This window comes from Pseudomonas sp. NPDC087804, assembly GCF_044742965.1.
GTDB lineage: Bacteria > Pseudomonadota > Gammaproteobacteria > Pseudomonadales > Pseudomonadaceae > Aquipseudomonas > Aquipseudomonas rustica.
Genome location: NZ_JBIUVN010000005.1, coordinates 194,761 through 204,572, shown reverse-complemented (window position 1 = coordinate 204,572; position 9,812 = coordinate 194,761). Strand labels below are relative to the sequence as shown.

The window sequence follows — 9,812 nt, the reverse complement described above, 5'->3', positions numbered from 1 at the left end:
CCCCTTATTTCCGTGCGCGAGCGCGGTATCGTCCTGAATGAGCCATCGGTTGTGCTATTCGGACACACGGTAATCAGAAAAGTGTCGTCGCTGTCGGCACCGAAGCCAAGCGCATGCTCGGTCGTACGCCGGGCAACATTGCTGCCATTCGTCCGATGAAAGACGGCGTGATCGCCGACTTCAGCGTCTGCGAAAAGATGCTGCAATACTTTATTAACAAAGTTCACGAAAACAGCTTTCTGCAGCCTAGCCCTCGTGTGCTGATCTGCGTTCCATGCAAATCCACCCAGGTTGAGCGTCGCGCCATCCGTGAATCGGCCCTCGGTGCCGGTGCCCGTGAAGTGTTCCTGATCGAAGAGCCAATGGCTGCTGCGATCGGTGCCGGCCTGCCGGTCGAAGAAGCGCGCGGTTCGATGGTCGTGGATATCGGTGGTGGTACCACTGAAATCGCACTGATCTCCCTGAACGGTGTGGTCTATGCCGAATCCGTACGCGTTGGCGGCGACCGCTTCGACGAAGCGATCATCACCTACGTGCGCCGTAACTACGGCAGCCTGATCGGTGAATCCACCGCTGAGCGCATCAAACAGGAAATCGGTACTGCCTACCCGGGCGGCGAAGTTCGTGAAGTCGATGTTCGCGGTCGCAACCTGGCCGAAGGCGTTCCACGCGCATTCACCCTGAACTCCAACGAAGTGCTGGAAGCTCTGCAAGAGTCCCTGGCCACCATCGTTCAGGCCGTGAAAAGCGCACTGGAGCAATCGCCGCCGGAACTGGCTTCCGACATCGCCGAGCGTGGCCTGGTGCTGACCGGTGGTGGCGCATTGCTGCGTGACCTCGACAAGTTGCTGGCGCAGGAAACCGGTCTGCCGGTGATCGTTGCCGAAGATCCGCTGACCTGTGTTGCTCGCGGCGGTGGCCGTGCATTGGAAATGATGGATAAGCACACCATGGATCTGCTCTCCAGCGAGTAAGTGCTGGGTTGCAATACGTGGGTGAGCGCGCGCAGGCAGCACTTTGCAGTGCTGCCTGTTGGCGTTTATCTTCTGTCAGTCTTCATCCAGGCCGGTTTGATGCCGTATGAATAAACAGAACATTTGCCTGGGAGGAGCGGCTTATTAAACCGCTTTTCGCCAAAGGCCCTTCGTTGGGTGTGCGCCTGTTGGTGCTGGCCGTGCTGTCGGTCGCGCTGATGGTCGTCGATGCCCGCTTCAGTCTGCTCAAGCCTGCACGCAGCCAGATGTCGCTGGTGCTGATGGATGCCTACTGGATCACTGACCTGCCCGGACGTTTATGGGAAGGCGTGGCCAGTCAATTCGGCAGCCGTACCGAGCTTGTCGCCGAAAATGAAAAACTCAAAACCGAAAACCTGCTGCTGCAGGGTCGCATGCAAAAGCTTGCCGCCCTCACCGAGCAGAACGTTCGGCTGCGCGAGTTGCTGAATTCTTCCGCACTGGTCAACGAAAAGGTCGAAGTGGCCGAGTTGATCGGCATGGATCCCAATCCCTTCACCCATCGCATCATCATCAATAAAGGTGAACGCGATGGCGTGGTGCTCGGTCAACCGGTGCTCGATGCGCGCGGCTTGATGGGCCAGGTGGTCGAGTTGATGCCGTACACCTCACGTGTATTGCTGTTGACCGACACGACTCACAGCATTCCTGTGCAGGTGAACCGTAACGGTCTGCGTGCGATTGCCAGCGGCACCGGTAACCCGGAACGTCTGGAACTGCGCCACGTTGCCGACACCGCCGACATCAAAGAAGGCGATCTGCTGGTCAGCTCCGGTCTCGGCCAGCGTTTCCCGGCCGGTTACCCGGTGGCGACGGTCAAGGAAGTGATCCACGATTCCGGTCAGCCCTTCGCCATCGTCCGCGCCGTACCGACGGCAGCACTAAACCGCAGCCGCTACATGCTGCTGGTGTTCAGCGACACCCGCACGCCGGAAGAGCGCGCCAATGACGCCGCGCAAGCCCAGGAAAATCTCGACGCGCAGGGCGGTGGCCCGGTGATCCCGGCCACTGTGCCGAAAACCGTCACGCCACCTGCCGCCGCTGCGGCGACTCCAGCAGCAACGCCCGCCGCACCGGCCGCTGCCGCTGCGACACCGGCCAAGCCTGCTGCGAGCAAACCGCCAGCGGCGTCTAAACCGCCCGCCGCCAGTAAACCTCCGGCCGCTCAGCCGGCTGCACGGCCAGCGGCGAAACCGCCGGTGACTGCGCCCGCCACCACCGGGAGACAAGAATAATGGTCGGAGCGACTGCCTCGCGTAACGGCTGGATCGTCTGGCTGACCTTTGCCATCGGCCTGCTGCTCAGTGTTTCGCCGTTGCCGCAATTCATGGAAATCCTCCGCCCGCTGTGGCTGGCGCTGCTCCTGACGTTCTGGGCGCTGTACATGCCGCAGACGGTCGGGATGGTCACCGCGTTTTGTCTGGGGCTGGCCGAAGACGTGCTCTATGGCACGCTGCTGGGGCAGAACGCCTTGATCCTCACGCTGATTACTTTCCTCGTCCTCTCGTTGCAACAGCGCTTGCGCATGTTCCCGATGTGGCAGCAGTGCCTGGTGATTCTGGTGATCTTCGGCCTCGCCCAGCTCGTGCAGCTGTGGCTCAGCGCGTTGACCGGTAACCGTCAACCGACGCTGGCGCTGGTATTGCCGGCACTGGTCAGCGCCTTGCTCTGGCCGTGGATCAGCTTCGCTCTGCGTGGATTGCGCCGCCGCTACAAGATCAATTGAGTCGATCAGGCATGTACCCGCACCGGTGACGCCGCCAACAGGGAAGAGTATTTGTGAGGCAGGGCACTAAACAGGGAGATGTCGTGATGAAGTCGCTTTACCTTGCCTCAGGTTCGCCGCGTCGGCGTGAATTGCTCACGCAGATCGGCGTGCCGTTCACCGCCATCAGCGCGGACATCGATGAAACCCCTTTAACCAACGAATCCCCTTCGGCCTACGTCGAGCGTCTGGCGCGCGGCAAAGCCGAGGCCGGGCGACGCACGCTCGTGTCCGCCGAACAGCATTGTGTGCTGGGCGCGGATACCGCTGTGGTGCTCGACGGTAAAATTCTCGGCAAACCGGTGGACGAAGCCGACGCATGCGCCATGCTGATGATGTTGTCCGGCAAGGAACATGAAGTGCTGACGGCAATCGCCGTGCTCGACGACGAGCGTTGCGAGTCGCACGTGGTGCACAGTCTGGTGCGGTTCCGCCCGATCAGTCGTGAAGAAGCCGCGGCCTACTGGGCCAGCGGTGAACCCCGGGACAAGGCCGGTGGCTATGGCATTCAGGGCCTCGGCGCAGTGTTTGTCGCCGGGCTCAATGGCAGTTACTCGGCGGTGGTCGGGTTGCCTGTTTGCGAAACCGCAGAACTGCTGGGCCATTTCGGCATACCCTGTTGGCAAAACCTAAGCGCGCAATGAGCGTCGTACGAAACCAGATGCGGCCATTATCGTGAAAATGTCTGAACGAGATCCTGCCATGAGTGAAGAGATTCTGATCAACATCACGCCGATGGAGTCGCGCGTGGCGGTGGTCGAAAACGGTGTGCTGCAAGAAGTCCATGTCGAGCGCACGCAAAAACGCGGGATCGTCGGCAACATCTATAAAGGCAAGATTGTCCGGGTACTGCCGGGCATGCAGGCGGCATTCGTCGACATCGGTCTGGATCGCGCCGCGTTCATTCATGCCTCGGAAATTTCCCTGCGCGAAGGCTCCTCCGTTGAAAGCATCAGCGCGCTGGTGCACGAAGGCCAGAGCCTGGTGGTGCAAGTCACCAAAGACCCGATCGGTTCGAAAGGCGCACGCCTGACCACACAACTGTCGATCCCGTCGCGCTATCTGGTGTACATGCCGCGCACCGCCCACGTCGGCATTTCCCTGAAAATCGAAGACGAAGCCGAGCGCGAACGCCTGAAAAAAGTGGTCAGCGATTGTGTGGCCAAAGAAGGCATTCAGGAGGCGGGCGGCTTTATCCTGCGCACCGCGGCTGAAGGCGCTGGCGCTGAAGAAATCCTCATGGACATTCGTTATCTGCGTCGTTTGTGGGATCAGATCAACGAACAAATCAAAACCATCGGCGCGCCGAGCGTGATCTACGAAGACCTCGGTCTGGCCCTGCGCACCCTGCGCGACTTGGTCAGCCCGAAGATCGAGAAGATCCGCATCGACTCGCGGGAAACCTTCCAGAAAACCACGCAGTTCGTCGCCGAGCTGATGCCGGAGATCGCCGATCGTCTGGAGCATTATCCGGGCGAGCGGCCGATTTTCGATCTGTATGGCGTTGAAGACGAAATCCAGCGCGCCCTTGAGCGCAAAGTCCCGCTGAAGTCCGGCGGCTATCTGGTGATCGATCCGGCGGAAGCCATGACCACCATTGACGTCAACACTGGCGCGTTCGTCGGTCATCGCAACCTCGAAGAAACCATTTTCAAGACCAACCTCGAAGCCGCCACCGCGATTGCCCGGCAGATGCGCCTGCGCAATCTGGGCGGGATCATCATCATCGACTTCATCGACATGGAAGATGAAGAGCACCAGCGTCAGGTGCTGCGCACGCTGGAGAAACAGCTGGAGCGCGATCACGCCAAGACCAACATCATCGGCATCACCGAGTTGGGCCTGGTGCAGATGACTCGCAAGCGCACCCGCGAAAGTCTTGAGCAAGTGCTGTGCGAGCCGTGCAGCAGTTGTCAGGGTCGTGGCAAATTGAAGACTCCGGAAACCATCTGTTACGAGATTTTCCGCGAGATTCTGCGTGAGGCCCGTGCCTATCAGGCCGAGGGTTATCGCGTACTTGCGAACCAGAAAGTGGTTGATCGACTGCTCGATGAAGAATCGGGTAACGTCGCCGAACTTGAAGGGTTTATCGGTCGCACCATTCGCTTCCAGGTGGAAACCATGTATTCCCAGGAACAATACGACGTGGTGCTGCTCTGATCCCCTGCGTCACATTTTTTCTACCGCGGCTGGCCTCAGCTTTTCGCAGTTTTATTGCCATGGGAGCCATCTGACATGGAGCGTCTGACACGCATTCTGGCCGCACTCACCCGTTGGGGGCTGGGCCTGTGCGCGTTGGTTCTGGTGTTGATGGCGTTGTACGTCAGCCTCGGCCGCGAGCTGACCCCGCTGGTCGCCGAATACCGCACCGACATCGAAGACAAGGCCCGCGCCGCCCTTGGCATGCCGTTGCAGATCGGCGAGCTGGAAGGTAACTGGAGCGGCTTCGCCCCGATTCTGCTGGCACGCGATGTGATGGTCGGCAGCGGCGCCAATGCGTTGCGTCTGGATCAAGTGCGCGCCGTGCCTGATCTCTGGGCCAGTCTGTTGGCCCGTGAAGTGCGCATTGCCCATCTGGAACTCAATGGCCTGAAGATAAGCCTCAAGGAAGCCGAGGACGGCAGTTGGGCGCTGGAAGGTCTGCCTGTGCAGAACGATCAACCGCTGGATGCGCAGCAGTTGTTCAATCGTTCGCAAATGATTCAGCAACTCTCGGTGCTCGACAGCCAAGTGACCCTGCAGCCGCAGGATCACGCGCCGATGACCCTCACCTATGTCGGCCTCAACCTGAAAACCGGCGCCAGTCGCCAACGTCTCGATGCCCGTTTGACTCTGCCGGACGGCCAGCCCGTGGCGATCAACCTGCGCACGCGCCTGCGCCCCGAGCAATGGCAGGACAGCACGGTCGAGGGCTACGCCAGTCTGCCGCAAAGCGACTGGGCGAAATGGTTGCCCGAGCGCCTGACCCAACAATGGAATTTTTCCGAGATCAAGGCCGGCGGTGAGGTCTGGATCGATTGGGCCAAGGGCACGCTGCAAAGCGCCTCTGTTCGCTTGAACGCGCCGCAAGTCACCGGCGCCTATGGCGAACGCAAGCCGATCCAGATCAACAACCTCGCCATCAACGCGTACTACCGCGACAGTGGCGACGGCGCGGCGGTGACGTTTGATTCGCTGGCGATGAATTTCGGCGAAACCCGCTGGGAATCCCGCGTCCAACTGCAACAGACCCGCGCCACCGACAAAGTGGAAGAGCTCTGGCATCTGCAGGCTGATCGTCTGGATCTGACGCCGATCACGCCACTGCTCAACGCGCTCGGGCCGTTACCCAAAGGTTTCGCCGAAGTGGTCGATCACCTGAAAGTGACCGGTGGCCTGCGCAACGTGCTGCTGGATTTCCGTCCGGCGGCCACTGACGGCACAAAATTCAGCTTCGCCGCCAACCTCGACAAGGTCGGCTTCGATGCCTATCACGGCGCTCCGGCTGCACGAAATGTCAGCGGCAGCCTCAGTGGCAACCTCGACGGCGGCGAACTGCGCATGGACAGCAAGGATTTTGTCCTGCACCTCGATCCGATTTTTGCCAAGCCGTGGCAATACATTCAGGCCAACGCGCGCCTGACGTGGAAACTTGATAAAGACGGATTCACCCTGATCGCGCCGTACCTCAAGGTGCTCGGCGAAGAGGGCAAGATTGCCGGCGACTTCCTGATTCGTCTGCATTTCGATCACAGCCAGGAAGACTACATGGACTTGCGCGTCGGTCTGGTCGACGGCGACGGTCGTTACACCGCCAAGTACCTGCCGGAAGTCTTGAGCCCGGCGCTCGACGAATGGCTGCGCACGGCGATCCTCAAAGGCGCGGTGGATGAAGGTTTCTTCCAGTATCAGGGCTCGCTGAGCAAGGACGCCAAAGAAGCCGACCGCAGCATCAGTCTGTTCTTCAAGGTGCATGACGCTGAACTCGCATTCCAGCCGGGCTGGCCGCACGTCAGCAAGGTCAGCGGTGATGTGTTTATCGAGGACAGCGGCGTACGCATTCTGGCGAAAAAGGGTCAGTTGCTCGACACCCAGGTCAGCGATGTCTCGGTCAATATTCCGCATGTGCCGTCCGGGCAGAACTCGCACTTGCTGCTGGATGGCGCGTTCGCCGGTGGTCTTGGCGATGGCTTGAAGATTCTGCAGGATGCGCCGATCGGCACGGGCGAAACCTTCGCCGGTTGGGAAGGCTCAGGGGATCTTCGTGGCAAGCTCAAACTCGACGTGCCGCTGGGCAAAGGCGAGGAGCCGAAAGTCCTCGTTGATTTCAAAACCGCCAACGCGAAGTTGAAACTGGCCGAGCCGAAGCTGGAGCTGAGCCAACTCAAGGGTGATTTCCGCTTCGACAGCGCCAAAGGCCTCAGCGGGCAGAACATCAGCGCACGGGCCTTCGACAAACCGGTGACCGCGCAGATTTTTGCCGACGGCAGTCCGGGCAAGCTGAAAACGCGTGTTGCGGCGACAGGGCAGGTCGAAGTCAAGAAGCTCACCGACTGGCTGGCGGTGACGCAACCGTTGCCGGTGTCCGGGACGATTCCGTATCAACTGCAATTGAATCTGGACGGCGCCGACAGCCAATTAATGGTCAGCTCCAACCTCAAGGGCGTGGCGGTGGATCTGCCGGCACCGTTCGGCATGGCGGCGGATGTCGGGCGCGACACGGTGTTCCGCATGACCTTGCAAGGGCCGGAACGACGTTACTGGGTCAACTACGATCAACTGGCCAACTTCACCTATGCCGCGCCATCGAGCGGTTTTGCTGACGGTCGCGGTGAATTGTTCCTCGGGGCGGGCGAGGCGGTGTTGCCGGGTGCCAAGGGCTTGCGCATCCGCGGTGTGCTGTCGGAGCTGGATGTCGCGCCGTGGCAGGATCTGCTCAACAAGTACGCCGGGCAGGATCCGGGCGGCAGCGCCAACAAATTGCTCAACAGCGCGGATATCAAAGTCGGCAAGCTGACGGCGTTCGGCACCACGCTGGATCAGGCGTCGGTGCAGCTCAATCGCAAACCTGGCGCATGGGCGTTGGCCCTCGACAGTCAGCAGGCTAAAGGCACCGCCAGCCTGCCGGACGCCAAGGGCGTGCCGATTGCGGTGAACATGCAATACGTGAAGCTGCCGGCGGCGGATCCGAATGTGCAGACCGACGAGAACGCCCCCGATCCTTTGGCCTCGGTCGATCCGACGAAGATTCCCGCGCTGGATATCACCATCAATCAATTGTTCCAGGGCCAGGATCTGGTCGGTGGCTGGTCGCTGAAAATTCGCCCGACTGCCAAAGGCATCGCCCTGAACAGCCTCGACATGGGCCTCAAAGGCATCCTCTTGCAGGGCAACGGTGGCTGGGAAGGCGCGGCGGGCTCGAGCAACAGCTGGTTCAAAGGGCGGATCAGCGGCAAGAACCTCGCCGATGTGCTCAAGGGCTGGGGTTATGCGCCGAGCGTGACCAGCGAAGATTTCCACATGGACGTCGATGGCCGCTGGCCGGGCTCGCCGGCATGGCTGGCGACCAAGCGCTTCTCCGGCACCCTCGATGCCTCGCTGAACAAAGGTCAATTCGTTGAAGTGGAGGGCGGCGCACAGGCGTTGCGCGTGTTCGGTCTGCTCAACTTCAACTCGATTGGTCGTCGCTTGCGCCTGGACTTCTCCGACCTGTTCGGCAAAGGCCTGAGCTACGACCGGGTCAAAGGCCTGCTGGTGGCGACGAATGGTGTTTACGACACCAAGGAGCCGATTCGCCTGACCGGGCCGTCGAGCAACATCGAACTCAACGGCAAACTGGACATGGTTGCGGAGCAAGTCGACGCCAAGTTGATGGTGACATTGCCGGTGACCAACAACCTGCCGATTGCCGCGCTGATCGTCGGTGCCCCGGCGATTGGCGGCGCTTTGTTCCTGATCGACAAGCTGATCGGCGACCAGGTGGCGCGTTTCGCCAGCGTCAAATACACCGTCAAAGGCCCATGGAAAGAGCCGAAAATCACTTTCGACAAGCCTTTTTGAGTAGCATGACGCTATCCCCGTGTAGGAGCTGCCGCAGGCTGCGATCTTTTGATGTTGTTTTTTAAAAGCCAGATCAAAAGATCGCAGCCTGCGGCAGCTCCTACACCGTCACATGCAGATTTCGAGGAGCGGCCATGTCTTTTGCGGTGATTCAAATGGTCAGCCAGAGTGACGTGCTGGCCAATCTGGCTCAGGCCCGGCGCCTGCTCGAACAGGCTGCCGCCGGGGGCGCGAAGCTTGCGGTGCTGCCGGAAAACTTCGCCGCCATGGGCCGTCGCGACGTCGCTGATATCGGCCGCGCCGAGGCATTGGGCGACGGCCCGATCCTGCCATGGTTGAAACAGACCGCCCGCGACCTCAAGTTATGGATAGTGGCCGGCACATTGCCGTTGCCGCCGGTGGATCAACCGACGGCGAAGGCCAATGCCTGCTCGCTGCTGGTCAACGAACACGGCGAAATCGTTGCACGCTATGACAAGCTGCACCTGTTCGATGTCGATGTCGCCGACAATCGCGGCCGTTACCGCGAATCCGATGACTATGCTTATGGCAGTGGCGTGGTGGTGGCGGACACGCCGGTGGGCAAATTGGGCCTGACCGTGTGTTACGACCTGCGCTTCCCGGAGTTGTACAGCGAATTGCGTGCGGCCGGTGCTGAATTGATTACCGCACCGTCGGCTTTTACCGCGGTGACCGGCGCAGCGCATTGGGACGTACTGATTCGCGCGCGGGCCATCGAAACCCAGTGTTATGTGTTGGCGGCAGCGCAGGGTGGAACCCATCCGGGGCCGCGCGAAACTTTTGGTCATGCGGCGATTGTCGACCCGTGGGGCCGCGTGCTGGCGCAACAGGATCAAGGCGAAGCGGTGTTGTTGGCCGAACGCGATAGCAGTGAACAAGCGTCCATCAGGGCGCGGATGCCGGTGACGAGTCATCGGCGGTTTTTCTCGCAGGGCGCACAGCGACCTGCTTCAGAACATGAATTTAAGGCGTAA

6 protein-coding genes and 1 pseudogene are annotated in these 9,812 nt (G+C 60.6%); all 7 read left to right on the top strand.

The window, feature by feature from the left end:
* Nucleotides 1–974: pseudogene (mreB, locus tag ACIOMO_RS11890) on the top strand (rod shape-determining protein MreB); the annotation flags it as partial.
* A gap of 143 nt (nt 975–1,117) precedes the next feature.
* Nucleotides 1,118–2,248: a rod shape-determining protein MreC gene (gene mreC, locus ACIOMO_RS11885; protein ID WP_082341383.1), complete on the top strand. Its 1,131-nt coding sequence runs from the start codon at nt 1,118–1,120 to the stop codon at nt 2,246–2,248.
* The gene (mreD, locus tag ACIOMO_RS11880; protein ID WP_053117085.1) at nt 2,248–2,739 is read left to right on the top strand and encodes a rod shape-determining protein MreD; all 492 of its coding nucleotides are present in this window, start codon (nt 2,248–2,250) and stop codon (nt 2,737–2,739) included. Before mreC ends, mreD begins: the two co-directional genes overlap by 1 nt.
* Nucleotides 2,740–2,825: 86 nt before the next feature.
* Nucleotides 2,826–3,422: a Maf family protein gene (locus ACIOMO_RS11875; RefSeq protein WP_401240798.1), complete on the top strand. Its 597-nt coding sequence runs from the start codon at nt 2,826–2,828 to the stop codon at nt 3,420–3,422.
* A gap of 58 nt (nt 3,423–3,480) precedes the next feature.
* On the top strand, nt 3,481–4,938 hold the full coding sequence (gene rng / locus ACIOMO_RS11870; protein WP_053117087.1) for a ribonuclease G: 1,458 nt from the start codon (nt 3,481–3,483) through the stop codon (nt 4,936–4,938).
* 75 nt (nt 4,939–5,013) lie between these two features.
* Nucleotides 5,014–8,817 (top strand): YhdP family protein, encoded by a 3,804-nt coding sequence (locus ACIOMO_RS11865; protein ID WP_401240795.1) that lies wholly within the window; start codon nt 5,014–5,016, stop codon nt 8,815–8,817.
* A gap of 134 nt (nt 8,818–8,951) precedes the next feature.
* Nucleotides 8,952–9,812 (top strand): carbon-nitrogen hydrolase family protein, encoded by an 861-nt coding sequence (locus tag ACIOMO_RS11860; RefSeq protein WP_053117089.1) that lies wholly within the window; start codon nt 8,952–8,954, stop codon nt 9,810–9,812.

Coding starts and splice junctions, on each gene's coding strand:
- mreD (WP_053117085.1), top strand. CDS start 2,248: ATGGTCGGAGCGACTGCCTCGCGTAACGGCTGGATCGTCTGGCTGACC.
- ACIOMO_RS11875 (WP_401240798.1), top strand. CDS start 2,826: ATGAAGTCGCTTTACCTTGCCTCAGGTTCGCCGCGTCGGCGTGAATTG.
- rng (WP_053117087.1), top strand. CDS start 3,481: ATGAGTGAAGAGATTCTGATCAACATCACGCCGATGGAGTCGCGCGTG.
- ACIOMO_RS11865 (WP_401240795.1), top strand. CDS start 5,014: ATGGAGCGTCTGACACGCATTCTGGCCGCACTCACCCGTTGGGGGCTG.
- ACIOMO_RS11860 (WP_053117089.1), top strand. CDS start 8,952: ATGTCTTTTGCGGTGATTCAAATGGTCAGCCAGAGTGACGTGCTGGCC.